Source organism: Rhizobium sp. NZLR1b, assembly GCF_019685155.1.
Taxonomy (GTDB): domain Bacteria; phylum Pseudomonadota; class Alphaproteobacteria; order Rhizobiales; family Rhizobiaceae; genus Rhizobium.
Genome location: NZ_JABDWC010000009.1, coordinates 101,754 through 126,794, shown reverse-complemented (window position 1 = coordinate 126,794; position 25,041 = coordinate 101,754). Strand labels below are relative to the sequence as shown.

Genomic DNA, 25,041 nt, shown 5'->3' with positions numbered 1-25,041 from the left:
GGATCTGCAGATCTATTTTACCTTATACTCATATACTAAGCGGGGTGCGAATCGTTTCAAGTTGCGCTTAAAGCGTGCAGCGACGATACGGTACAGGGAAGCAAGATGGCGCGGTGGGTGCATATAGGAGCGGCTGTAACCCTTGGGTTGGCGTCCTTTCTGTTTCCGCCGACGCTTGCCCGCGCCGAGCCTGCTTATATTCCCCTGGTGCGCGACTATGTCGAGACGCGGATCCGGCCAATGGTGGAAACGCCGCTGGTGCTGAAAGCCATCGCCGAGCAGAATGCGCAGTTCGGCAATGTCAGCGAAATGGATATGCGGGTGCTCGACGAGATCTACCGGTCGGAGGTCGATCAGCACCACCTGCAGATGGTCAAGCTGCTGCTCGACAAATCCGTGTCGCATTACCTGAAAACCAGGCAGGACGCCTCGCAGGGGGCGATCGTCGAATTTTTCGTCACCGACAGTCATGGGCTGAACGTAGGGCAAAGCACCATCACCGCCGACTATTGGCAGGGCGACGAGGAAAAATACCTCAGAACTTTCGCCAACGGCTCCCGCGAGATTTTCATCGACCGGGCGGAACGCAACGAATCCACCCAGATGCTCGAAACGCAGGCGAGCTTCGTCGTCATGGACGAAGAGGACAGGCCGATCGGCGTCGCCACCGTCACCATCGCCATCGATGCGCTCTGAAGAGTGCGAATTTCCTCGCCGAATCGGCATGCGCATTTGCGCCGGAAATGCCATCACAAGATTTGCCGCGGGACGTTTTTTTGCCGTTCCAGCACTTTCCTTAGCCGGCGACGCGTGCAAGCCATTGTAATTTCAGGGCTCCCCGGCTTTCCCCAATCTCCACAGGCGCATCCACAAGATGTTGTGGTTAGCAATCTATTAAGAGCCAGCCCTTGACGGAATCACCTGTTTCAAACTTACTGTCTCTGATGTTGCGGCGGCGACAGGACCGGAGGTAACGAGCCCGGTTCCCTTTTGAAAATTAGACGCGGAATCAGGGTAATGTGCCGGGAACGGTTCAGGCCTGACAGGATTTCTGCGCGGTTTTCAGCCTCCAAAAAAAGTGACATTGGGACTGGCGATAATAAGCTGTTAATACTATATTTAGTGTTTGCAGCCACCATCACCACAAGATACAGGAAGGGCATCTCCGGATGACACCCCTGTGACAATACGGAAACGAGACTGGCTGCACGACGACAAAAGTGCCGCCGGATAGGAATTTTGCGCCCTGGTCGCGGGGATCGGGCGCCAACACGAGGTTAAGACCATGCGCATCGAACGTCGTTTCACCAAGGCCGGACACGGCGCCTATGCGGATATCGAATTCCGCAAGGCGACGAGCGAGATCAAGAACCCTGATGGTTCGATCGTGTTCCGCCTCGAGAATATCGACGTTCCCGCGCAGTTCTCCCAGGTCGCGACCGACGTTCTGGCGCAGAAGTATTTTCGCAAGGCCGGCGTTCCCACCCGGCTGAAGAAGGTCGAGGAAAACGACGTTCCTTCCTTCCTGTGGCGCTCCGTTCCCGACGATGCGGCGCTGAAGACCCTGTCCAAGGATGAGCAGACCGGCTCCGAAATCGATGCGCGCCAGGTTTTCGACCGTCTTGCCGGCACCTGGACCTATTGGGGCTGGAAGGGCGGCTACTTCTCTGCTGAGGAAGATGCTTCGGCCTTCCAGGACGAGCTTGCCTATATGCTCGCCACCCAGCGCGTCGCGCCGAACTCGCCGCAATGGTTCAACACCGGCCTGCACTGGGCGTATGGCATCGACGGCCCCGGCCAGGGCCATTTCTACGTCGATCCCTTCACCGGCAAGCTGACCAAGTCGAAGTCGGCCTACGAACACCCGCAGCCGCACGCCTGCTTCATCCAGTCGGTCGAGGACGACCTCGTCAACGAAGGCGGCATCATGGACCTCTGGGTGCGTGAAGCGCGCCTGTTCAAATACGGCTCCGGCACCGGCTCCAACTTCTCGATGCTGCGCGGCGAAGGCGAAAAACTGTCCGGCGGCGGCCGCTCCTCCGGCCTGATGAGCTTCCTGAAGATCGGCGACCGCGCCGCCGGCGCCATCAAATCGGGCGGCACGACGCGCCGCGCCGCCAAGATGGTGGTCGTCGATATCGACCATCCCGATATCGAGGAATACATCAACTGGAAGGTCAAGGAAGAGCAGAAGGTGGCGGCCCTCGTCACCGGCTCGAAGGTCGTCGCCAAGCACCTGAAGGCGATCATGAAGGCCTGCTTCAATTGTGAAGGCGGCGATAACGGCGATTGCTACGATCCCAGCAAGAACCCTGCCCTGAAGCGCGAAATCCGCGCCGCCAAGAAGGACCAGGTTCCGGAAAACTACGTCCAGCGCGTCATCCAGTTCGCCCGCCAGGGCTACAAGGATCTCGAATTCAAGACCTACGACACGGATTGGGATTCGGAAGCCTACCTCACTGTATCGGGCCAGAACTCCAACAACTCCGTCTCGATCAAGGACGACTTCCTGCGCGCCGTCGAGACTGACGGCGAGTGGAACCTGACCGCCCGCAAGGACGGCAGGGTGATGAAGACGCTGAAGGCGCGCGATCTCTGGGAAACGATTTCCTATGCCGCCTGGGCCTCTGCCGATCCGGGCATCCACTTCAACACGACGATGAACGACTGGCACACCTCGCCGGCCGGCGGCCCGATCCGCGGCTCGAACCCGTGCTCGGAATACATGTTCCTCGACGACACGGCCTGCAACCTTGCCTCGCTGAACCTGCTGCAGTTCAAGGACAAGGCCACCAAGCGCATCAATATCGGCGACTACGAACACGCGGTTCGCCTGTGGACCGTCGTGCTCGAAGTCTCGGTGATGATGGCGCAGTTCCCGTCGAAGCGCATTGCCGAACTCTCCTACGAATACCGCACGCTCGGCCTCGGCTATGCCAATATCGGCGGCCTGCTGATGTCCACCGGCATTCCCTACGACTCCACCGAGGCCCGCGCCATCGCCGGGTCGCTGACCGCGATCATGACCGGCGTATGTTATGCGACCTCGGCCGAAATGGCCGGCGAACTCGGGCCCTTCCCGAACTTCGCGCCAAACCGCGAGAGCATGCTGCGGGTCATCCGCAACCATCGCCGCGCCGCTTACGGCGAGACCTCTGGCTATGAGGCCCTGTCGATCGACCCGGTCGCGCTGATCCATTCGGAAAACCCCGACCAGGATCTCGTCGCCCATGCCAAAGCGGCCTGGGACAAGGCACTCGCGCTTGGCGAACAGCATGGCTACCGCAATGCCCAGGTCTCGGTGATCGCGCCCACCGGCACGATCGGCCTCGTCATGGATTGCGACACCACCGGCATCGAGCCCGACTTCGCCCTCGTCAAGTTCAAGAAGCTCGCCGGCGGCGGCTACTTCAAGATCATCAACCGCGCCGTGCCCGACGCGCTGCGCACGCTCGGTTATTCGGAAAGCCAGATTGCCGAAATCGAAGCCTATGCCGTCGGCCATGGCAACCTGAACCAGGCGCCGGCGATCAACCCGTCGACGCTGAAGACCAAGGGCTTCACCGACGAGAAGGTGGAAGCCGTCAACGCCGCGCTGAAGAGCGCCTTCGACATCAAGTTCGTCTTCAATCAGTGGACGCTCGGCGCCGATTTCCTCAAGGACACGCTGAAGGTTTCCGACGAACAGCTGGCTGACATGAGCTTCAGCCTGCTCGACCATATGGGCTTCTCGAAGAAGGACATCGAAGCTGCCAACGTCCATGTCTGCGGCGCGATGACGCTGGAAGGCGCACCCTTCCTCAAAAATGAACACCTGCCGGTTTTCGATTGCGCCAATCCCTGCGGCAAGATCGGCAAGCGCTACCTCTCGGTGGAAAGCCACATCCGCATGATGGCGGCGGCCCAACCCTTCATCTCGGGCGCGATTTCCAAGACGATCAACATGCCGAACGACGCAACCGTCGAGGATTGCAAGAACGCCTACCTCTTGTCCTGGAAGCTCGGCCTCAAGGCCAATGCGCTTTATCGTGACGGCTCGAAGCTGTCGCAGCCGCTCAATGCCTCGCTGATCGAAGACGAGGACGACGAGGATGCGCTGGAGGAACTGCTGCAAGCGCCCCTCGCCGCCCAGGCCGTCACCATCACCGAGAAAATCATCGAGCGGGTGGTCGAGCGTGTTTCCCGCGAACGCGAAAAACTGCCGAACCGCCGCCAGGGCTATACCCAGAAGGCCGCCGTCGGCGGACACAAGGTCTATCTCCGCACCGGCGAATTCGGCGACGGCCGCATCGGCGAGATCTTCATCGACATGCACAAGGAAGGCGCTGCCTTCCGCGCGATGATGAACAATTTCGCCATCGCCATCTCGCTCGGCCTGCAGTATGGCGTACCGCTCGAGGAATATGTCGAGGCCTTCACCTTCACCAAGTTCGAGCCGGCCGGCATGGTCATCGGCAATGACGCGATCAAGAACGCCACTTCGATCCTCGACTACGTCTTCCGCGAACTTGCCGTCTCCTATCTCGGCCGCCACGATCTCGCGCATGTCGATACGTCTGATTTCTCGAACACCGCACTCGGCAAGGGCATCCAGGAAGGCAAGACCAACCTGCTCTCCACCGGCTGGACCCGCGGCTACAAGCCGACGCTGGTGCCCGGCACCGGCGGCGAACGCCAGGCGGGCGAACCCAAGGGTGCGGCGACCGCAGCGCCAGCCCGCGCCACGTCCACCGGCACCGTGACCGTCTTTGCCGGCAGTGCCGCCCGCAAGCTGGAACCGACGGTCGCCATCTCCACCTCCGAAATCGTCGCCTTCAAGCGCGACTACGAGGAGCGCGCCAAGGAATTGGCGGAAGAGATCGCCGAAGAGGTGACCGAGGAAATCACCAGCGACGCGACCGCCCTCTTCTCCGACAAGGCCGCAGCCGACGCTGCAACGGCGAAATCCGAAGCCAAGAAGGTGGAAGCCGAACGCCGCCAGCGCTCGATCATGCAGGGTTACACCGGCAACATCTGCTCGGAGTGCCAGAACTTCACGATGGTGCGGAATGGGACTTGCGAGAAGTGCGATACGTGCGGTGCGACGAGCGGGTGCAGCTGAGTAATGCGCGGATGTATAGGCAGCCATTCATTTTGACGGGCAGCCACTGAAACGCAGAATACGTCTCGCCCCAAGCCGAAAACTTTGGGCGAGACGAACCCGTTCGAGATATCCCTGTTGATTGTGCGAGGCTTGGGCAGTGCACTCTCGCCGTCGTTTCCGGACGCCGAAGGGCGTTGAGACAGCAGCCTCGGCAGAGAATCCTGCCCCATCGTTTCGAGAGAATCCGCTCGGGCGTGTTGGACGTCGATCCTGAAGCATCCCGTCGGTCGCTCAGGGACACTCTTTGTCGATCGCACGATGCGCCCGGATGGCGGCTGCGACGCACACCCGTGACAGACCGTGATAGAGAGGCTCACAGGATGCGCGATGTCACGTAGCTGATCATCGACATCGCCATGATCGGGATGATGGCTTAGTGATCACCGGTGATTTCCAGGATGATGACAAAAGCCGTCATCGGGTCGGGGCCTGCACGACGCCCGCGAAATAGCCGGCCATGCCGAGAATAGTGGCAAGGGCGATGCTGGTGCCGAGCAACGAACCGACCGTGCTGCCGAAGCGGGCGCCGACTGCAAGCGAGGGCGCGAAGATGTCGCCCGGAATGACAGGGGCTTCGGCCGGAAAGGCTCGACGAGGTCGTACATGGAACCCCTGAGCCCCCAACTCGTTTGACGAGGTCGGCATGGCCTTGCATATTTAACAGCGTCCCTCCTGCTGGCGTATCCGGACGCCGAGCTTCTCCAAACCACGAGTCCGCCCTTGGCCTATCCGCAGCTCCGATCCCGGGATCCCGAACTCGAACATGAAACGCAAAGCGGCTTGCCTGCGTTGGTCCTGGCGGCGCTCGGCGTCGTCTACGGCGACATCGGCACCAGCCCGCTCTACGCCTTCAGGGAAGCGCTCCATGCGACCGCGGGAAGCGGATCGCATCGTGAGAACGTGCTTGGAATCCTTTCTCTGATCGTCTGGGCCCTGACGATCGTCGTGACCGTGAAGTATGTCACGTTCGTGCTCAAGGCCGACAACCGTGGCGAAGGCGGTACACTTTCCCTCATGACGCTGGCTCGGGAAAGTCTCTCCGGCAGGCCGGCCTGGGTCCTCGTGCTCGGCGTTGCGGGCGCATCGCTCTTCCTTGGCGACGCCATCATCACTCCGGCCATATCGGTATTGTCGGCTGTTGAAGGGATCCAGGTGGTTGCCCCGGCTTTGTCGACGTGGATCGTCCCGATAACTCTCACGATCATTGCTGTGCTTTTCTTCGTTCAGCGCTTCGGCACGGCCGGCGTGGCAGCAGTGTTCGGACCGGTCATGGCGCTGTGGTTCGTGGTGCTCGGGCTCAGCGGGGCGATCCATATCCTCGACGATCCAGCTGTCTTTTCGGCCGTCAATCCGCTCCATGCGCTCCGCTATGCGACAAACAACGTCGGCATCACAGTGACGGTGCTGGGCGCCGTCTTTCTCGCGGTTACAGGTGCGGAGGCCCTCTACGTCGACCTCGGCCATTTCGGCCGGCGTCCGATCGTGATGGCCTGGTTCCTGCTCGTCTTTCCCTGCCTCCTGCTCAACTACTTCGGTCAGGGCGCCTTCGTGCTCTCAAATCCGGAGATGGCCGAACACCCCTTCTTCGGCATGCATCCCGACTGGGCGAAAATTCCGATGGTCTGCCTGGCGACGGCGGCGACCGTCATCGCCAGTCAGGCGGTCATTTCAGGCGCCTACTCGCTTGTCCGTCAGGCCATGCACCTCAACTTGCTGCCGCGCCTGCAGATCCTGCATACCTCCGAGGCCCATTCCGGGCAGATATTCATGCCGCAGGTGAACTCCTTCCTCTTCATCTTCGTGGTCGCGCTGGTTCTCTACTTCCGTAGCTCGCGTGGGCTGTCCGCCGCCTACGGCATCGCCGTGACTGGAGAGATGTTGATCACTTCGGTGCTTCTCTTCGTCGTCATGCTACGCGTTTGGAACTGGAAACCGGTAAGCGCCGCGGCGGCCGTGGCGCCGCTCTTCCTGATCGACGCGGGCTTCTTCACCGCCAACGTCGCCAAGTTCGCCGACGGCGGCTGGGTGCCAGTCGCGGTCGCCTGCACGATGGGTCTCATCATGCAGACCTGGATGTCCGGTCGTCGTCTGCTCGCCGCCCGCACGAAGATGGACGAAATCCCGCTGGCGTCGATCATCAACAGGCTCGCGCAAAAGAAACCACCGACTGTGCCGGGCACGGCCATCTTCCTCACCAGCGACGTCGAAGGGGCACCGACTGCGCTTCTGCATAGCCTCAAGCATTACAAGGTACTTCACGAGCAAAACATCATCCTGAGCGTCGTGACCGCGACGACGCCTTTTGTCCCCGACGACGAGAAGATTTTCCTGGAGAGTTTCAATCCGCTGTTCAGCCGGCTGGTCGTCACCTTCGGCTTCATGGAGACGCCGAACATTCCCCGCGCCCTCGTCCTGGTACGTAAGCTGGGGCTGAAATTCGACATCATGTCCACGTCCTTCTTCCTGTCACGGCGGACGATCCTGCCTTCCAAGAAAGGCGGCATGCCGTTCTGGCAGGATCGTCTCTTCATTACGCTTGCGCAGAATGCCGGCAATGCGACAGACTATTTCGGACTTCCAACCGGCCGAGTTGTCGAACTTGGCCTACAGACGACGATCTGAATATTACAAGCGTCAGACGCCGACGCACTCGCGGGAACAATCTTTGTCCGTATTCAACCTCGTCGCCCCTCTGCTCACAGCAGGAAGTCGAATAGGCGCTTGCTGGCCCTCGCCGTCCAAGATGGCTTCACGGCGCCGGCAATTAATGGCGGCCCAAATGATGGAACCAGCTGCGATTGATAAAACCGGTTGAGCATGGCGTCGCACACGTAATGCCCCCAATTCGTCAGGTGCTCCGTCTCCTCAGCGCCCAAGAAATGAACGTAGGTGCCGACGTCGGAGGGAACGACCGGGGACGGCGGCAGCGTGTAAGATGCATATGGCTCGAGTTCGGCGTTCTTGCTGTCGATCGACCAATAGACGCCACGCGTTCTTGCGCGCAGAGCCGATTTCGAGGGATCGTCGAGGCCAAGCATATCCGCCAGTTTTGCAGCCTTGAAGGCGGCGACCAGGTCTCGCCGCCTCAACGACCTCACCTGATTGTCGGTGGTATCGAGAACACGCTTGAGCTGGGAGAGATAGTTCCAGTATCCGCGGGTGGTGGAGGAGCGCCAAGGCGCTCCTGCGTCGCTGACGAGCAGGCAGTCGCAGCGTTTCAGCGCCGGCTCGATGCCGTGATTGTCATAAACGCCACCGTCGCTCAATATCGCCCTGTCCGGAGCAACGGGTTCGCCAACCGTGTCATCGAGTTTTTCCCTCTTCCAGGAAAACTGCGACAGGTCCAATCGCAGCGGTGACAGTACGGGCGGGAATGCAGCCGAAGCGGCAACCGCGGTCGCGAGCGAAAGTGCCGGATGAAACGACAGGCCGATCCTGTAGTCCGCGATATAGCGGTTAGACATGCGGAAGAGCGAACCGGTGCTGAGATTGCTGGAGCAGAATACGAACCAGGGCGACCCCGGAAGATCTTTCAGGCTTGGCGACTTTCCGTTGAAGAGATGTCGCTCATAGAGTTTTGCCGCCTCCTCCGCCGCGCTCGAGAAGGGATTGAACACGCCCTTCAGAAAGCTCGGCCCATCGGCGAAGACCTGGCTGAAGGCCAGAATGCGATCGACATATTCCGTCTTGAAGTTGACGGCGACCTCATTCTTAAAGACCAGCCGCGGCCACACATAGGCCAGCAGACCGGAGGCGATGGATCCGCCCGATACCGACGAGATCATGTCGAGCTTCGCCAGAAGACCGGCCTCGTTCAGCCTCGCCAGCGATCCCGCGTGGAACAGCATGGCCCGATAGCCGCCGCCCGAAAGGCAAAGGCCAAGTTGATAGCGCTCCGCGGGTTTCTCGGGTTCGCCGGATCCAGACAAGACGCTGTCTTCCTCGGGATGCTCGTGTTCTGACATGCTTTATCGTGTCGCGTTAACAGAATGCCGACATCCGATGTATACCAGATCAAGATCGGCGCGTAGGAATGTCCTAGTGGATTTGCGCAGAGATGGCGATCCAGCCCATCTTTCACTTCGATCCGCCACTCCGCGGATTGACCGAAGCCTGCCTCGGTGGGCCGCCCCGATCGGACTTGCAAAAAATTCCTCGCAATGTTCAATAATGATCGTAAAGGCGGGGCGAATCGATGCGTTACATCGCGGCTGGGCTGTTGTTTCTATGCGCATTTCCTCTGTCTGCGGCAGAGATCACGCGACAGCCGTTGGAGAATGATACCGATCTGATCTCCGTCACGGGCGTCTTGAACGACGGTGACGAAATCGTCTTCAGAAACCTGGCCGCGGCCTCCAGCAAGGCCCTTGTTTTCCTGAACAGCGAGGGCGGGGATCTCAAAGCCGGGATCGAGATCGGGCGTGCCATCCGCCTTCGAGGCTTTGCCACGGCCACCCCGCCGGGGACCTTGTGCGCGTCAGCTTGCGCCCTCACCTGGCTTGCCGGGTCGCCCCGGTTTCTTCAGCCTGAATCCAATATCGGCTTCCATGCCGCCTATCGCGTGGTGGACGGCAAGGCCAGCGAGAGCGGCGTCGCCAATGCGCTGGTCGGCGCCTACCTCAACCAGTTGGGATTGTCCGATACCGCCATCGCCTACGTGACGTCGGCACCACCTGAAGGCATCGCGTGGCTGACGGCCGCCAAGGCGCAGGCCGTGGGCATCACCTACGACGCGATCGACGAGGACGGACCTGATCCGGCGTCCGAGGCGGGCAAGACGTTTCCACACGATCCGATGGGCGCGGTGACGGCCTTTTACTCCGCGCTCGCTGCAGCCGATGGTGAAACCGCCTCGGCGCTCGTCGTTCCGGAAAAGCGCGGCCAGGGGCCCTTCAACGAAGCTTCGATCCACGCCTTCTTCGGCGCGATGTCGCAGCCGCTAAAACTCACAGGCACGGCGTTGCGCGGCGACGATGAGGTCAGGGTTTCCTACAAATACGTCACCAATGACGGTCGTCGCTGTAAGGGCCGCGCCGATGTCCAGACCACCTATGTGTTTGGCAAAACACTGGTCTTGAGGATCAAGGTGCTTGATGGTTGCTAGCCAGATACCTCCGCTTTGAAGCAGTAACCGGCCGCTCGTTCCCTCGGGCGGACTGCGGCCCCTGCGGTCGCTGGCTGCGGACCGGCGATATCTACTCTGCATACCTCCGGGAGTTGGCATCGCATTTGTGCCATTCCCAGTCCATTCCGGCTTCACCCTCACGGCCATAACACCAGTCGAGGCGATCGAGCAGCGGACCGAGCTCGTCGCGCCGTTTGCACGCCTGCAGTGTCTTGACGCCCTCGCGGTCGAGGCTACCGCGGCAGATGTCGTCCAGCCCTATCCACTGGTCAATCAACCGATCCGGCGCCTTGGCTCCCTTGTCCGTGGCGAGCACCTTTCCGGTCTCGGACTCGATCTGCAGGGAGGCCGTGTTCCACACGTAAGAGAATTCCGCCATCCCGGCGGAAGTCTTACCCGTTTCCTTGTTTCGGGCAAACCACTCGACAATTCCCGACATTTCGCATTTTCCGGCACAGCTCGCAGTCACGGAGCCGGGTTTGACGCTGTAGATGCGCTCCGGCCAACGTTCCGCGAAGGCTGCCTTTTCCTTCAGGACGGCGTCTTTGTCGACCGAGTTGCCGAAGAAGGAGACCTCATCGGCATAGATGCTCTTCATGAAGGCTAGCGCCGAAGCGCTGTCTTTTGACCATTCGTCATTGTATCGGTTGACGAAATCAACCGCTTCCGTGGTCAGGTCGCCGGGTTCGGAGGCAGCCACCTCCTCGGAAGCGCCGGGGTCTGACGGCATGTCGGCGGGTGTTGCGCTCTCCTGCGGTGCGGCGCCTGGCGGGGGCGGCGCGCTTTCCTGTGCCGAGGGCATATCCTCGGGCGTGTTGATGTTCCAGTCTCGCATTTCGGCAGCGGTGAGATACCGTATATCGGTGCTGTCGATCGACAGACTGAGTTGCAGCAGATTGGGGCTTACCCCCATGTCGGTGAGATAGCCGATGATGTCGCCGGTCAGCGCTTGAACGGTCGAGACGGCCAATTTGTTATCCACGCCGGCATCGTCGGATAGGGAAACCCGATGCACGCCGATAGACCCTGGCTCGGCAAATCTTTCAACACCACCGACGAAGGCGAAGGCGCAAGCCGATGCACATTCCATGGCTCTGATCTGGAGCGTTTTTGCATTCAGTGCGCGGATGGCGCGGCCGAAGCTGATCGCGGTGACCACGTTTCCGCCGGGCGAGTCAAAGCTGATGTAGTCCGCTTGGTACTGCCGGTATTCGACGACAAGCTTCGTCGGATCGTCGGAGAACTCAAACACGCCCTTTATCACCAGGCCACGCTCTCCCGGCGCGCCGTCCAGACGTTGGTAGGAAATTGCTGCATGCCCCTCTCCGGCCAGGGCGACGAATGCCAGCAGCATCGATATGAATGAGACGGATTTCAGCATTCTTCCCCAGCCTTCGAGCACGTATTTCTCCTGTCGTCACTCGCAGCATATCTTGCTCACTTGTTGCCAGGCTGATCACCGAATCCTCGGCGTGAGCCCGCTTCAATGCGACCCAAGCCCATGGCGATCACGAGTGAAAGATCAACAGCTTTGACGAGAACATTTCACCCTACCCAGCAAAATCCGATCAATGCACAAGGGGCGATCTTCTGGCAAGCGGCACAATCAGAAGTGATAAGACACGGTAAACGCCGGTTCCTCGCCGGCATCGCGACATTCCTATCCGCACGGTCGGGATGCTTGGGCTAGATGTGCTTGAAATCGGTCCTATCAATTCCCGAGCGGCGGGCCTTGTAGACCGATGCACTGAATATCGGTTATGTCGCCTGCACCGAGCATCTGACCAGCGAGGCACTTCGTGACTTCTACCTATGACGATCACGCCCTCGACCTGACGAGCGACGCCGATTTCTTCTCCCTTCTCACCGGAAGCTACAAGCGCATTGTCGGCCGTCGCCTTGTCCGGGACGGGCAAGGACCGGACTGGCTTTACAACGATGCGCCTTTCGTGGTCCTCGCCCACAATAGCGAGCCGGACCCGCGCTTCATCTACGCGAACCGCACCGCGCAGAAATGCTTCGAATATGGCTGGGAGGAATTCGTCGCGCTGCCGTCTCGGCTTTCGGCCGAACAGCCCGATCGCGCCGAGCGCCAGCAGTTACTGGATAGCGTCACGCGCGACGGTTTTGTCGACAATGGCCGCGGCCTCAGGATCGCGAAATCGGGACGGCGTTTCTGGATCGAGAAGGTGACCGTCTGGCAGCTCATCGATGAGACCGGGAAGCGGCTGGGCCAGGCTGCGATATTCCCGTCATGGCGGGACGAATAGTCGGCTACCGCCGGATCTGCCCCGCCGGCGGTGAAATCACGGCCTCACGCGGTCAGGATGCGCTGCCTGAAACGCCGGCAGTTCTGCGCACCTACTATCGATATCGGCGATGCGTCGGAAACACGTGATATCAACGCCCCAACGGCGGGCGTTATAGACTTGCGGGATAAGGCAGAGGTCCGCCATCGTCGGCGTGTCGCCGAAGCTGAAGGCTCCGTCGTGTTCGCCGATCATCGCCTCCAGCTTGCGCAGTCCGTCGGCGATGAAATGCTTCATCCATTCCTCGCGGGCGTCGGCCTTGTCGGTCATGGTCGTGAGATGGGCCACGACATGCATGTTGCAGATCGGATGGATGTCCATGGCGACCGCATAGGACAGCGCCCGCACTGTCTGGCGATCGGCGCTATCGGATGGCAGCAATCCGCATTCCGGCCGAAGCTCGGCCAGATATTCGATGATGGCAAGCGACTGGGTCAGGGGTCTTCCATCGACCACCAGGGTCGGCACGAGCCCCTGCGGGTTGAGCGTGAGATAGTCCGGTTTCCCATGCGCTCCCTCCAGCAGATTGACCGGCACCGTCCTGTAGTCGATCTCCAGCAGGTTGAGCGCAATGCGGACGCGATAGCTCGCCGACGATCGCCAGTAGTCGTAAAGAACGACCTCGCTCATTGCGGCCCCACTCCCCCATAACGTTCGACGGTCTGCTCGATCGCCCCGAAGATCGAATGGCCGGCGCGATCCTTCATCTCGATGCGGACCTGGTCGCCGAACTGCATGAAGGGCGTCTTCGGCGCGCCGGTCTCGATCGTCTCGATCATTCGGATCTCGGCGATGCAGGAATAGCCGTCCCCTCCCTCTTCGACCGGCCGGCCCGGGCCGCCGTCCAGCTTGTTGGAAACCGTTCCCGAGCCGATGATCGTTCCGGCCGTCAGATTTCGGGTTTTGGCGGCATGGGCGATCAGCTGGCCGAAATCGAACGTCATATCGATGCCGGCATTGGCCTTGCCGAAGGACTTGCCATTCAGGCTGACCAGTAACGGCAGATGCAGCTTGCCGCCATCCCAGGCGTCCCCGAGCTCGTCCGGCGTCACAGTGACAGGCGAAAATGCCGAAGCCGGCTTGGATTGGAAGAAACCAAATCCCTTGGCCAGTTCGTGGGGGATCAGACCGCGCAGCGACACGTCGTTGACCAGCATCACGAGGCGGATGGCGTCGCGTGCCGCTTCCGGGCTTGCCTCCATGGCAACGTCGCCGGTGACGACGGCGACCTCGCCTTCCATGTCGATCCCATAGGCCTCGTCAGCCACCAGGATCGGCTCGCGCGGCGCGAGGAAACTATCCGAGCCTCCTTGATACATCAGTGGATCGGTCCAGAAGCTTGCCGGCATCTCGGCGCCGCGCGCCTTGCGCACCAGTTCGACATGGTTGACGTAAGCGGAACCGTCGGCCCATTGATAGGCCCGCGGCAAAGGTGACGTTGCGTCATGCTCGTGAAACCGGAGCGTCGGCTGGGCGCCTGTCTCGATGCCTTCGGCAATCAGCGCAAGTCTCGGCGCCACATGCTCCCAGTCGTCGAGTGCTGCCTGCAGCGTGCGGGCGATATGGCCGACTTCGGAGCAGCGGGTCAGGTCGCGGGAAACGACGACGAGGCGGCCGTCCCTGGTGGAGTCCTTCAAGGTCGCAAGCTTCATGTCCCTATTCCGATGCTATTACTTGATGCCCGGGGTTCCGTCGAACTTGCGTTCCAGACCATCCCAGCATTCGAGATAGTCGTCCTGCAGCGTTTCTAGCTCGGCGGCGTATTTCGTCAGTTGCTGCGGGTATCGGGTCTCGAACATGAAAGCCATGGTGTGGTCGAGTTTCAAAGGTTTGAGCTCGGCATTGGCCGCCTTTTCGAAGGCGAGCGCGTCCGGCCCGTGGGGAAGCATCATGTTGTGCAGGCTCATGCCGCCCGGCACGAAGCCCTCCTCCTTGGCGTCATACTGGCCATGGATCAGGCCCATGAATTCGCTCATGATGTTGCGGTGGTACCAGGGCGGACGGAAGCTGTGCTCGGCGACCTGCCAGCGCGGCGGAAAGATCACGAAATCGACATTCGCGGTGCCTGCATCTTCGGTCGGCGCCGTCAGCACCGAAAAAATCGACGGATCGGGGTGATCGAAGCGGATGGCGCCGACTGGAGAAAATGTCCTGAGGTCATATTTGAACGGCGCGTAGTTGCCGTGCCAGGCCACGACATCCAGCGGCGAATGGCCGATCTCCGTGACATAGAATTTTCCGCACCACTTCACATGGACGCGGCAAGGCGTTTCCTTGTCCTCGAAGGCGGCGACAGGTGTCTTGAAGTCGCGCGGGTTTGCCAGGCAGTTGGCGCCGATCGGCCCGCGGTCGGGCAGCGTGAATTTGGCGCCGTAGTTCTCGCATAAATAACCACGCCAGACCGTCTGTTCGCCGGTCCTGGCTACCTTGAACATCATGCCGCGGGGGATGAGACATATTTCCAGGGGCTCGACATCCATGATGCCCATTTCTGTGAATATTTGGATGGCGCCGAGCTGCGGTACGACCAGCAGTTCGCCATCGGCATTGAAGAAGTAATCGTCGACCATGTCCTCGTTGAAGACATAGGCATGGGCTGACATGCCGACCTGGGTCACGGCATCGCCTGCCGTCGTGATCGTCCGCACCCCTTCCAGAAAGTTCAGTTTCTCCGTTGGTGCGGGGATCGGATCCCACCGAAGCTGGCCCAGCGGCAGCGAATGTTCGTCGAGGCAAGGCGCGGTTTTCCAGAGCGGATAGGTGGCGTTGGAGAAGCGCCGGGTGTGACGCACGCTCGGGCGAATGCGATAGAGCCAGGACCTCTCGTTCGTCCCGCGCGGCGCGGTGAACGGCGAGCCGGAAAGCTGCTCGGCATAAAGACCGTAATTGCATTTCTGCGGGCTGTTCTGGCCCTGCGGCAAGGCGCCGGGAAGCGACTCGGTTTCGAAGTCATTGCCGAAGCCCGGCATGTATTTCAGCTTGTTTGCCGTTGCGCCTTCACCGCCCGACGTCTGGATCGATGTCTGGTCCATGCTCAACTCCTCCCCGAAAAACTCTCCGCCGAGCGTCTTTTCAGACGCGCGAGAGAGCTTACTCCGCCGCCGTCCCGATGACACCACGCCTGATCTGATCGGCCTCGATCGACTCGAAAAGAGCCCGGAAATTACCTTCGCCGAAACCTTCGTCGCCCTTGCGTTGGATGAATTCGAAGAAGATCGGGCCGATGACGGTTTTGGAGAAAATCTGCAGCAGGATTTTCGTCATGCCGCCATTCACCACGCCTTCGCCATCGATGAGGATGCCGTGTTTCTTCATGCGTTCGATGGGTTCGCTGTGGCCGTTCACGCGTTCATAGGACATGTCGTAATAGGTCTCCGGAGGACCCGGCATGAAGCGCAACCCGTTGTCGGCAAGCCGGTCGGTGGCGCCGTAAATATCCTCGGTGCCGACGGCGATGTGCTGGATGCCCTCGCCCCGGTACTTCTTCAGATATTCCTCGATCTGGCTGGTGTCGTCCTTCGATTCGTTCAGCGGAATGCGGATCTTGCCGCAGGGCGAGGTGATGGCGCGGCTCACCAGACCGGTGATGCGGCCGTCAATATCGAAGAAGTGGATCTGCTTGAAATTGAACAGCTCGCGGTAGAAATCCCACCACTTGTCCATGTTGCCGCGGAAGACGTTGTGGGTCAGGTGGTCGAGATAATAGAAACCGATCCCCTCGGGGCGCGGGTTGCGCTCGCCCAGCCAATCGAATTCAGCATCGTAAGCCGATCCCTTGGCGCCATAGGTTTCGACGAAATAGAGCAGCGAGCCGCCAATGCCTGTAATGGCCGGGACGTCGAGTAGCTTGTCATCACCTTCATAGGGAACGGCGCCTTTCGACAACGCGTGGTCGAAAGCGTGTTTGGCGTCGACGACACGCCAGGCCATCGATGCGGCGCAGGGACCATGTTGCTCGACAAAGCGGGCGGCATGGCTGCCGGGCTCGGCATTGACGACATAGTTGATGTCGCCCTGCCGCCAGACGGTGATGTCCTTGGTCTTGTGCCTGGCAACGGCGACATAGCCCATGCGTGTGAAGAGCTCGCTGAGCTTTTCGGGTTCGGGATGCGCGAACTCGACGAATTCGAAGCCGTCGGTGCCGGCCGGGTTGTCGGCGGTGATTTCGGATGGCGGTGCATCATGCGGGAAAGGACCCATTTTCTCCTCCTTATTAGATGGGAGTTTGACTGCGCAAAGTGTGGCCCAAAACGCGTGCAAAATCCTTGCATTCTTCATGCCATGAGAAGATATTATGCACGGTTCGTGAGCGTTTTGGAGATTTTACGCAATGGATGAACAGCTCGACAAACTGGATTTGCGCCTACTACAGGAACTGCAAAAGGACGGCAGGCTGACGAACAACGAGCTCGGCGATCGCATCGCGCTTTCCCCGTCGCAATGCTCGCGCCGGCGGACGAGACTGGAGGCCGAGGGCTATATTCGCAGCTATCGGGCTTACCTTGACCGGGAAAAACTGGGGCTGGATATGCTGGTGGTCATTTCCGTGACGCTTGCCACCCACAACAGAGACAATGCCCAGCGATTTTCCCAGCTGATCAACGGGCTGCCGGAGGTTCTCGAAGCCTATGCACTGACCGGGGAGATGGACTATCACCTGAAGGTCGCGACCCGCGGGCTCGCCGACCTCTCCAAATTCGTCAACGACGTTCTGTTGCCGCACGAGTCTGTGCAGCACGTGAAGACCTCGATCGTGCTCGATACGCTGAAGACCTTCGAGGGCTTTCCGGTGCGCATGCCCGGCATCTGGCACGGCGACAGCGCGCGATGATCTCCCATTGTCACCGATCAACGACTTATTTGGCGATAAGCGTCAAAGCGGCAGTTCGGTCGAGAATTTCAGCTCGCGCAGCACGAAGCTCGAGACCACCATGCGCACATGCGGGTTGCGCATGAGGTAGCGGGTCATGAATGCTTCGTAGCTTTCCACGTCCCTCGCCCGGATCTTCAGCATGTAATCGAAAGCGCCTGACAAGGCGTAACACTCCATGATCTCCGGCCGCTCCAGCACCACCGAAGCGAAAGAGGCCACCGCCTCTTCGTGATGATCCTCCAGGGTGACATGGGCGATCACGCAGAGTTTGAGATCAAGTTTGCCGGGATCGAGCAGCGTCACGCGCTTGCGGATGACGCCGTCGGCTTCCAGTTCCTGGATCTTCCGCCAGGCCGAGCTCTGCGACATGCCGGCCTTCTCAGCCAGATCTGCCAGCGACAGGCTGCCGTCGGCCTGGATGAGCTGCAGAAGGGTGCGGCGAAAGTTCCCAGTTTCTTTCATTTTCTGCCCAACACTCGGGAAAATCTGCCACCATTATGGCAAGAGCCAAGATGAAAGAAAAGAAAATCCGCCAAAGCTGGAGGATAATGGCAGGAATATCGTCATGCTCCGGGAGGATCAGCCTATGACCAAGGAAAGCAGCTACACCGCCAAACTGCCAGGCCCGGACGGCCTCTATGACTACACAGCCGAGGAAGATGCGATCTGGGGCGAACTCTACCGGCGCCAGATGAAAATGCTGGCCGATACCGCCTGCCAGGAATATCTCGACGGCGTCAAACTGCTGGGCCTCAAGCCGGAGAAGGTGCCGCAGCTTCTCGATGTGAGCCGACGCCTGAACGACACCACCGGCTTCGGGGTCGAAGGCGTGCCGGCGCTCATTCCGCCCTCGCGCTTTTACGAGCTTCTGTCGCAAGGCAAATTCCCGCTCGCAACCTTCCTGCGCCGTCGCGAGCATATCGACTATATCGAGGAACCGGACCTGTTCCACGAGGTCTTTGGTCACTGCCCGCTGCTGACCAACCAGAGTTATGCCAATTTCGTCCGGCATTTCGGCGAAACCGCCGTCCGCCTCGGCAAAGGTTATTCCTGGCATCTGTTCCGGATCTTCTGGTTCACGGTCGAATTCGGCCTGATTAACACGCCGCAAGGCCGCCGCTGCTTCGGCGCAGGCATCGTCTCATCGCCAAGCGAGGCGAAGGCGGCAACGGAGGGTATGGCCTGCGAATTTCGGCCGTTCGATCTGCTGAGCGTGCTGAGAACCCCCTACCGTATCGATATCCTCCAGCCGATCTACTACGTCATCGACAGCTTCGCCGATCTGGAGGCGATCATAGAGCAGGATATCGAGGCTACGATCCTCAAGGCGAAATCGCTCGGTGATTTCGCCCCCGCTTTCGAGGCCAAGGCTTCGTAAGCGCTGAAGCGGTGGGGAAGAGCGTGGGATCGCAGCATGCTGCGTGTCACTTCGGAGCGGCTGAACTTCGATTGACGAAGTCGACCAGGACACCCGGCTTGACCATGGCGGCCAGCTCTTCGACGTCCCAGTTCGTCAGCCGAACGCAACCATGCGAGCCAACCTTGTCGATGAGCTTCGGCTCAGGTGTCCCGTGTATTCCATAGGTCGGCTCCGTCAGGTCGATCCAGACGGTTCCGACCGGGCCGTTCGGCCCTTTCGGAATGGTCAGGACCTTGTCGTTCTTTCCCTGCTTGAAGTTCAGCTTCGGGTCATAGCGGTAGACCGGCATCCTCGCGACGCCCTTGACCTTGTGCTTGCCCGACGGCGCCGGATTGTCTTCGCTTCCAATCGTCGCCGGGTAGACTGCAAGCAGTGCTCCGTCCTCGGCATAGGCCAGTACCTGCCCGGTCTTCCTGTCAGCTTCAATCCTCTTGACCTTGCCTTCCCTTGGGGGACCAGGATTCACGACCCACACCGTGTCGCCAGGAGCGAACTGCGAAGCCGGGTTGAGCGCGTTCACAAGATCGATACCCATATGAAACCGCTCGGATAGCTTCTCCGCAACGCTGGTATATCCCAAGCTCTGCATCTTTGCCTTCTCGCCGTAATCCTCGGGGATCCGGTCAACGAGACCCTTGGCATCCTCTGGCGAGACGACATAGCTCTCGACGATCGGGGCAACGCCTTCCAAGCGGGAAACGACCTCTGCATCCGGCCTGCCATCGACAGGAAGGCCGTTCATCGCCTCGAAACCGGCGACCGCCTTGTTGACGTTCTCGCCGGCGAGCCCGTCGATGACGCCAGGAGACGCGCCGGCGCGGTCAAGCAGGACCTGAAGGCGGATGATCGCCGGGTCCGGATCTTCGGACGAGCGCTTGTCTGCTTTGATGGAAGCAATCGAAGCGGCGTTGATTGCATCGGGCTTGAGTTCCCCCGCGGCGGCATCGCCAACGGAGATGACCAAAGCGAGCAGCGATATCGGCAGGGCTGTTTTCATAAACGACAAATGACCATCGCCGAAACTTGTTCCATCGAGCAAAGCTACTCGGACTTTAGGCTTAGTCGCTTCAAGTCCTTCTCCAGATCACAGCGTCTTCGCACGGCTCTTGGCTTCGCGCGATCTTGCCGCGTGACGGGCGGGCCTGAGTTCCTCGATCGTCGGCAGCCACCACTTAGCGTCCTGAAGCGGCGGCATTTTCGCGGGCCAGGTGCGGACGAGTTCTTCGAGTGTGGGCACCCGCCAATATCCCCAGACCTGATCGTCGGTTCCGCGGGGATAGAGGTCCGCCACGACAGCCGGGTCGGCGAGTTCGCCGGTGACCTCCGTAAAGACGACGATCCCATACGAGATCGCGACGGGTCTCCCGATCGGCGGCAGGTCGTCGCCGGGAAGCGGGTAACGACGGCGCTTACGTTCCGCGGAGCGGAGCCTGCTGCGGAGATCCAGCGCGGTCCCCTTCCGCTCCTCGGCTCGACGTCGTCTCTCCTCCGGCTCGTTTCTTCGGGCCGCCGCTTCGATATCCGGCCATCTGCGCCTGAGTTCCTCATAGGATCGGCAGGGAACGTGCCATATCTTGAGATCGCCGTCCCACCGGGAGAAGGGCACTTCGCGCAACTCGTCGACGGCGGTCTTCGAGTATGGCGTGCGGATTCGAAAGCCTGCCTTGCCAAGCTCGAGGTATGGACTATCGATCGGATCGAAGGCGAAGGCATCGCTTCCCTTCGCATCCGCATGGGCGTCGGCTTCGGCCTCCTGCTCGGCAAGCCATCGTCCGATGCGACGGGAGGCAGTCCGGCCGGGAACGAACCAGGCCTTGCGGGCGTCGCTCCAGCGGGCACGGGGGAAGCGTCGTCGAAATTGCTCGACGGTCATCCTGTCGTAAGGAAAGGAAACGTCAGCGCCGGGCTTGGGGTCGTCATCGCCGGACGGCGCGTCGTCACGATCAGCCGGGGATTTCGTTTCGGTCATGGAAGGAGAACGTTTGCGCCAAGCGATCGGTTTCCCGGGGGCGACACCAACCCCTCAATTTTCAATCAACAAGAACGACGACTGCTCGACACGGACGCGGGCAATTCCCCCTCAGTGAATTGTCTTCAATCGCTGGTCCGCATGCGAAATATCATGCAGCGTTGCCATAAGCTTTTCGAACTCGCTCAAGACACGATTGAACTCGCCGTCCGGCATGCCCGTGATTTCCGATATGGTCGACGAAACCGAGGCGATGAGCGTGTCGATCCAGACGCAACGGTCGGCCGGCACGTTGCCGAGAACCTCCTGCCGATGCGTCTTCAGCTCCCGCAGAATGCGGATGATAAGGGCTCCCCGGTCCGCCCTGCTCAAGGACCGCAGCCTTATCTGCGCCCTCTGAATTTCCGTTATCAGCGTCGTCGCCATCCCCTGCTCCCCGACCCTCAACACAACCGATATCACAACCGTAGCGTTTGCAACACGGACTTTGGTCCTACTGCGGCTCGACACCGTGATGATCAATTACTCGTCGCCACGAGGACCGGCGCGTCGCAGGTGCGCCGCGGGCCGTCCCATGGTTGATATGTATTGTCTTCCGGTCGATACGACCTGTAGCGAGCGGAGCACCAAGCCGTCTTCGCATTCACTTTGGTGCCCGCACCTTGATCGGCCTCGGCGATATCAGGCTGGTACGACGAAGAGCAGGCGCGGATCTCACCGCTATAGGATCGATAGGTGTTGGTCGCAGGATCGAAGGAGCGGTAACGTTGCGCGCACCAGGCGAGGTGCTCGGCCGAAAATTTTGGCAGCTGTGCCAGGCGCTCAGTTGACGGGCCAGCGGATTCCGGCTTCGTCGTTGCCGTCATGATGGCCGGCGCCTCGGTGACATAGCTGGAATAGAGAGGCGCAATCCGTTCATAACGCTGCAGTCGAGGGTCCACTTTCACCGGTTGCGTCGTCCAGAGATCGGGCGCCGCAAGATCCTGGAAGGCATGAGGCTCGGAATCCGCCACGACGTGGGAGGCAACGGATGCGGCGGCTATGCAGGCCCCGACGGAGCTGACGATTCCAAAGGCGACAGATGCCAGCGCGTTCATTGGCCCACCCCCTGCTGTTGCGCCTGCGGAACCCAGACGCGGCCGGCAGTGCTGCCATGTCGTCCGCCGGTGACGACAAGCATGGCGAAGATGCCGGCGATCGCCAGCAGGATCGCTATCAGCGGCAGGGCCAGACCTGCGGATTTCTCTTCGGAATAGATCATGTTCCTCTCCTCGGCCCCGGCGGCGGCGCTCTCCGCCGGGCACCGGCTGTCACGCACAACCCCGCAATCGGAACCGATTTTCGGAAAGGATTATGCGCAGATTGAAAGTGATAGAGCGTCCTTAGCGCGTGCTATTGGACGCGCGGCGCTCTATGTCGAGATGATGTAGACGATCGTGAATGCAGAAGGGTCGACGATGACGATCCGGCCATCGGCGAGGAGGAAGAAACGGTAGGCCTTATACTGCGGCACGATCTCGATTATGCGCGGCGGCAGCGGCTCGAGCCTGATCTTCTTCGGGATGGTCGTACCGACCGAGACCGTGAAATCCGTCTCACGAACCGGCTCGACATGAACTTCCTTCACAACAGTACGGATTTCCGTCTGCTGCTCGACCGAGATGTTGACGTTGGTCGTGTTGTTCGTCTCGATCTTGGTGGTGTTTTTGGTGTTGCTGTCGACCGACGTGTTGTTGTTGCCGACGTTCATCTTGCTGTTGGACTGGGTCTCGGCCGAACCGCCGGAAGACTTCGCGGCATCGCCGGGTTTTTGAGTTTCGCCGGAGCCGGTCGAGGTGCCGGTCGATGTCCCGGTATCTTGGCTGCCGGCCGGCTTCTGGCTTTCGGTCGAAGACTGTCCCGACTTGGGCGTCGTCGAGCTATCGGAGCTTCCGGACTGCGTCTTGGTGCCGGGCTCGGTTGCCGTCTGGCCGGAGGATCCATCGGTGGTGGTTCCCGAGGATGCCCCCGATGAGCTTCCGTCGGAGCCCGAAGGCTGCTGCGTGCCTTGGCCAGTGGAACCACCTGCGCCACCAGAGGCGGCACCGCCCGCATCCGGCCGCTTGGTCGCACCGTCGCTGGACTGGCCGTTTTGGGTCGCACCCTTCTTGGGAAGAATCGGCGCATCCTGCGCCGAGGCGGAAATGATGCCAACCGGCGAAACGCCGATCGCGAGTGCCGTCATCAGGACGGCGAGTGTCTTGCTCTTCATAATAATTCTCTTTGCTTTTTCGGCCGCACGACGACGCTGCCGTCGACCGTGCGGCTGATCTAAACGATGATTTCCGAAGTTAAGACGCGGTAGCGGCCGCGTGGAGGATCAGGTCACTTGATGACCTGGATCACCTTGCGGGAGGACGGTTCGACGATGACACGTTCATCATTGACCACGGCGTAGGCATAGGTCGGATCATCCGGAATAGGCGTCACGACGACCGTTTCCGGCAGCGGCTGTCCGACGACAACCTTCTCCTTTACGACTACGCGCGCCGACGGTGCCGGAGCCTCGCGAACGTAGGTGACGACCTTTTGCGGCGGCGGATCGATCGCGGTGCCAACGATGGCGCCGGTAACACCGCCGACAGCAGCGCCAACGGGACCACCGACAATCGCTCCGGTGACTGCGCCGCCGGCCGCACCATTGACGGTCGAGGACTGGGCGAATGCGACGCCGGACATGAGGGTCGCGGCAGTTGCCGCACAGACGATAAGCTTGGAGAGCATATTTTCCTCCTTCTGTTTTGAAGCGATCTTAATGACCGCTGCCAAACCAACTAGCTGGAGGCGGGGTCGTTCCCCGCCCCGGACCTCAGTCTGATCGATCCCGGCCTTTGGTCCCAAATCCATGTCAATGTCCGTTGCCGGCGCTACTTGCAGATCGAAGGGCCCCGTATTTCCGGGCATAGGCAGGAGACTGAAGGAGATGGCACGATCCAACCGCAGGGAGGCGGGACGCAGGCGCCTGGCAATGCGCCTGCCGGAGATGCGGAAGCTGATCATGGAAGCCCGCGACCCGCTGCAGCTCGAACTCTTCGAGGCCTACCAGATGGCTGTCGAAGCGCGCGATGCCGTTCGCAGACAAGGGTTCAACTCCCACCGAGTGCGGGAGTATGATGAGGTCTGCGTCGAGATTGAGCGCCACGTCATCAGCGCCATGCACGAAGCTCCCTATACGACCGCGCAGAAGGCCGGAGAGCCGTCATAGCTCGAAGGCGTTTGGCGGTCCCGCTTGGACGATCCGGGTGATTGGCGCGCCAGCCTGGGCCGAGGGCGCTACCGAGCGCGGCCGGCGACGACCAACGCGCTCATGCCGCCGCTAGGACAGGCTCCGTGCCGTGCTTCCACTCGCTCAGCCACCTCGTCGACGATCTCGGATATCCGCTCCGGCGCCCGCCATTCAATCTCTCCCCGGAGCAGCGTGCCCTGGCAGAAGGCGGCTGCGACGTCGTGCGCGCTGGCCGCGACGGATGTCAATTCGAGCCGATCGCAGGTAATCGCCTCAAAGCCGGCGGAGGACATCTGCGCCTTGATAGAGCCGGGGTCGAAGTAGGAGTATGGCAAGCGCCTGAGAAAATCCGGCGGATCGGATGGGAATAGGCTTGCCAGGCATTCATCCACGGATCTGGCGAAGTCGTTGGCCGAAAGTGCATCCCACGTCGAGAACAGAAAACGGCCTTTGCTGCGCAACACTCTTTCCGCCTCGCCATAGGCCTTCACCTTATCGGGAAAGAACATCGCGCCGAACTGGCAGATGACGAGATCGAACATCTCGGGCGCGAAGGGGAGGTTTTGGGCATCGGCGTGCATCCAGTGGGTCCGCGACATCGTCACCGATGGTGCGCCGATGTCCATCATTGCCTGGTTGAGGTCGGTGGCAACGATTTCCGTTGGCGGATCAAGCGCCATGCGCAGCGCGCGTGTCAAGGCGCCCGTCCCCGCCGCGAGCTCGAGAACGCTGCCAGGTTTCGACCGGTCGGCGGCGATCGCCATCTCCGCCGCATAGGGCTCGAAAAGAATCGGCACAAGGAGGGTCTGGTAAAGCTCGGCCACACCTTCATCGAATGGTGCGGGAGAACTGGCAAATGCGGCGCGGGCGCCGTTTTCGATGTCGGCAGAAATTGTCACTCGCAGATCTCCAAAACCCGGACCATTCAGTGCTGAAA

At 60.6% G+C, this 25,041-nt stretch carries 23 protein-coding genes and 1 pseudogene; 8 read left to right on the top strand and 16 right to left on the bottom strand.

The annotated features are described in order from the left end of the window. Positions 1–105: 105 nt before the first annotated feature. Together HJB84_RS15430 and HJB84_RS15425 are read left to right on the top strand one after the other, a co-directional pair. Entirely contained in the window at positions 106–696 is a 591-nt protein-coding gene (locus tag HJB84_RS15430; RefSeq protein ID WP_207583901.1) for a hypothetical protein, read from the top strand. A 589-nt stretch (positions 697–1,285) separates the two neighbouring features. Continuing rightward, the gene (locus HJB84_RS15425; RefSeq protein WP_221116289.1) at positions 1,286–5,101 is read left to right on the top strand and encodes a vitamin B12-dependent ribonucleotide reductase; all 3,816 of its coding nucleotides are present in this window, start codon (positions 1,286–1,288) and stop codon (positions 5,099–5,101) included. A gap of 273 nt (positions 5,102–5,374) precedes the next feature. Here HJB84_RS15425 and HJB84_RS15420 read toward each other — a convergent pair. Further along, positions 5,375–5,707: pseudogene (locus HJB84_RS15420) on the bottom strand (chloride channel protein); the annotation flags it as partial. Positions 5,708–5,863: 156 nt separating this feature from the next. On the opposite strand from HJB84_RS15420, the gene HJB84_RS15415 reads away from it, so the two are divergent. Continuing rightward, positions 5,864–7,765: a potassium transporter Kup gene (locus tag HJB84_RS15415; protein ID WP_207583899.1), complete on the top strand. Its 1,902-nt coding sequence runs from the start codon at positions 5,864–5,866 to the stop codon at positions 7,763–7,765. Positions 7,766–7,839: 74 nt separating this feature from the next. Here the strand turns inward: HJB84_RS15415 and HJB84_RS15410 are convergent, their stop codons facing one another. Continuing rightward, complete coding sequence (locus HJB84_RS15410) at positions 7,840–9,108, bottom strand: patatin-like phospholipase family protein (protein ID WP_221116288.1); 1,269 nt, start codon at positions 9,106–9,108, stop codon at positions 7,840–7,842. A gap of 230 nt (positions 9,109–9,338) precedes the next feature. Here HJB84_RS15410 and HJB84_RS15405 point away from each other — a divergent pair, with 230 nt between their 5' ends. Further along, positions 9,339–10,247 (top strand): hypothetical protein, encoded by a 909-nt coding sequence (locus HJB84_RS15405; RefSeq protein WP_207583897.1) that lies wholly within the window; start codon positions 9,339–9,341, stop codon positions 10,245–10,247. A 91-nt stretch (positions 10,248–10,338) separates the two neighbouring features. On the opposite strand, the gene HJB84_RS15400 is transcribed toward HJB84_RS15405, so the two are convergent. Then, positions 10,339–11,670, bottom strand: a complete 1,332-nt coding sequence (locus HJB84_RS15400) for a hypothetical protein (protein WP_207583896.1) — start codon at positions 11,668–11,670, stop codon at positions 10,339–10,341. A gap of 397 nt (positions 11,671–12,067) precedes the next feature. Here HJB84_RS15400 and HJB84_RS15395 point away from each other — a divergent pair, with 397 nt between their 5' ends. Then, the gene (locus HJB84_RS15395; RefSeq protein ID WP_207583895.1) at positions 12,068–12,538 is read left to right on the top strand and encodes an MEKHLA domain-containing protein; all 471 of its coding nucleotides are present in this window, start codon (positions 12,068–12,070) and stop codon (positions 12,536–12,538) included. 36 nt (positions 12,539–12,574) lie between these two features. On the opposite strand, the gene maiA is transcribed toward HJB84_RS15395, so the two are convergent. From maiA to hppD, 4 genes are read right to left on the bottom strand one after another with little or no spacing between them, the layout of a single operon-like run. Beyond that, positions 12,575–13,207: a maleylacetoacetate isomerase gene (gene maiA, locus HJB84_RS15390; protein ID WP_207583894.1), complete on the bottom strand. Its 633-nt coding sequence runs from the start codon at positions 13,205–13,207 to the stop codon at positions 12,575–12,577. After that, a complete protein-coding gene (locus tag HJB84_RS15385; RefSeq protein ID WP_207583893.1) occupies positions 13,204–14,229 on the bottom strand; it encodes a fumarylacetoacetate hydrolase family protein in 1,026 nt (341 codons plus the stop codon). The genes maiA and HJB84_RS15385 overlap by 4 nt, the downstream gene beginning before the upstream one ends. Before the next feature lie 18 nt (positions 14,230–14,247). Then, the gene (hmgA, locus tag HJB84_RS15380; protein ID WP_207583892.1) at positions 14,248–15,609 is read right to left on the bottom strand and encodes a homogentisate 1,2-dioxygenase; all 1,362 of its coding nucleotides are present in this window, start codon (positions 15,607–15,609) and stop codon (positions 14,248–14,250) included. A gap of 58 nt (positions 15,610–15,667) precedes the next feature. Then, on the bottom strand, positions 15,668–16,777 hold the full coding sequence (gene hppD / locus HJB84_RS15375) for a 4-hydroxyphenylpyruvate dioxygenase (protein WP_207583891.1): 1,110 nt from the start codon (positions 16,775–16,777) through the stop codon (positions 15,668–15,670). A 130-nt stretch (positions 16,778–16,907) separates the two neighbouring features. Between hppD and HJB84_RS15370 the strand changes: the two genes are divergently transcribed. Then, positions 16,908–17,408: an Lrp/AsnC family transcriptional regulator gene (locus tag HJB84_RS15370; RefSeq protein ID WP_207583890.1), complete on the top strand. Its 501-nt coding sequence runs from the start codon at positions 16,908–16,910 to the stop codon at positions 17,406–17,408. A gap of 42 nt (positions 17,409–17,450) precedes the next feature. On the opposite strand, the gene HJB84_RS15365 is transcribed toward HJB84_RS15370, so the two are convergent. Continuing rightward, positions 17,451–17,912 (bottom strand): Lrp/AsnC family transcriptional regulator, encoded by a 462-nt coding sequence (locus HJB84_RS15365; protein WP_207583889.1) that lies wholly within the window; start codon positions 17,910–17,912, stop codon positions 17,451–17,453. A gap of 124 nt (positions 17,913–18,036) precedes the next feature. Between HJB84_RS15365 and HJB84_RS15360 the strand changes: the two genes are divergently transcribed. Continuing rightward, positions 18,037–18,828 (top strand): phenylalanine 4-monooxygenase, encoded by a 792-nt coding sequence (locus tag HJB84_RS15360; protein ID WP_207583888.1) that lies wholly within the window; start codon positions 18,037–18,039, stop codon positions 18,826–18,828. 46 nt (positions 18,829–18,874) lie between these two features. Here the strand turns inward: HJB84_RS15360 and HJB84_RS15355 are convergent, their stop codons facing one another. From HJB84_RS15355 to HJB84_RS15325, 7 genes are all read right to left on the bottom strand, one after another. Beyond that, positions 18,875–19,876, bottom strand: coding sequence for a L,D-transpeptidase family protein (locus HJB84_RS15355; RefSeq protein WP_207583887.1), 1,002 nt, complete (start codon positions 19,874–19,876; stop codon positions 18,875–18,877). A gap of 78 nt (positions 19,877–19,954) precedes the next feature. Next, complete coding sequence (locus HJB84_RS15350) at positions 19,955–20,839, bottom strand: hypothetical protein (RefSeq protein ID WP_221116287.1); 885 nt, start codon at positions 20,837–20,839, stop codon at positions 19,955–19,957. A 111-nt stretch (positions 20,840–20,950) separates the two neighbouring features. Further along, positions 20,951–21,265, bottom strand: a complete 315-nt coding sequence (locus tag HJB84_RS15345) for a hypothetical protein (protein WP_207583885.1) — start codon at positions 21,263–21,265, stop codon at positions 20,951–20,953. A gap of 92 nt (positions 21,266–21,357) precedes the next feature. Beyond that, positions 21,358–21,936 carry a BA14K family protein gene (locus HJB84_RS15340; RefSeq protein WP_207583884.1) on the bottom strand — a complete coding sequence of 193 codons (579 nt, stop codon included), beginning with the start codon at positions 21,934–21,936 and terminating at the stop codon, positions 21,358–21,360. Continuing rightward, on the bottom strand, positions 21,933–22,100 hold the full coding sequence (locus tag HJB84_RS15335) for a hypothetical protein (RefSeq protein WP_221116286.1): 168 nt from the start codon (positions 22,098–22,100) through the stop codon (positions 21,933–21,935). The genes HJB84_RS15340 and HJB84_RS15335 overlap by 4 nt, the downstream gene beginning before the upstream one ends. Positions 22,101–22,250: 150 nt before the next feature. After that, positions 22,251–23,090, bottom strand: a complete 840-nt coding sequence (locus tag HJB84_RS15330; protein ID WP_207583882.1) for a DUF1236 domain-containing protein — start codon at positions 23,088–23,090, stop codon at positions 22,251–22,253. A gap of 113 nt (positions 23,091–23,203) precedes the next feature. Then, positions 23,204–23,602 carry a DUF1236 domain-containing protein gene (locus tag HJB84_RS15325; protein WP_207583881.1) on the bottom strand — a complete coding sequence of 133 codons (399 nt, stop codon included), beginning with the start codon at positions 23,600–23,602 and terminating at the stop codon, positions 23,204–23,206. A gap of 199 nt (positions 23,603–23,801) precedes the next feature. Here HJB84_RS15325 and HJB84_RS15320 point away from each other — a divergent pair, with 199 nt between their 5' ends. Beyond that, entirely contained in the window at positions 23,802–24,083 is a 282-nt protein-coding gene (locus HJB84_RS15320) for a hypothetical protein (protein WP_207583880.1), read from the top strand. A gap of 68 nt (positions 24,084–24,151) precedes the next feature. Here the strand turns inward: HJB84_RS15320 and HJB84_RS15315 are convergent, their stop codons facing one another. Then, the gene (locus HJB84_RS15315; RefSeq protein WP_221116285.1) at positions 24,152–25,003 is read right to left on the bottom strand and encodes a methyltransferase domain-containing protein; all 852 of its coding nucleotides are present in this window, start codon (positions 25,001–25,003) and stop codon (positions 24,152–24,154) included. Between the last annotated feature and the right edge of the window lie 38 nt (positions 25,004–25,041).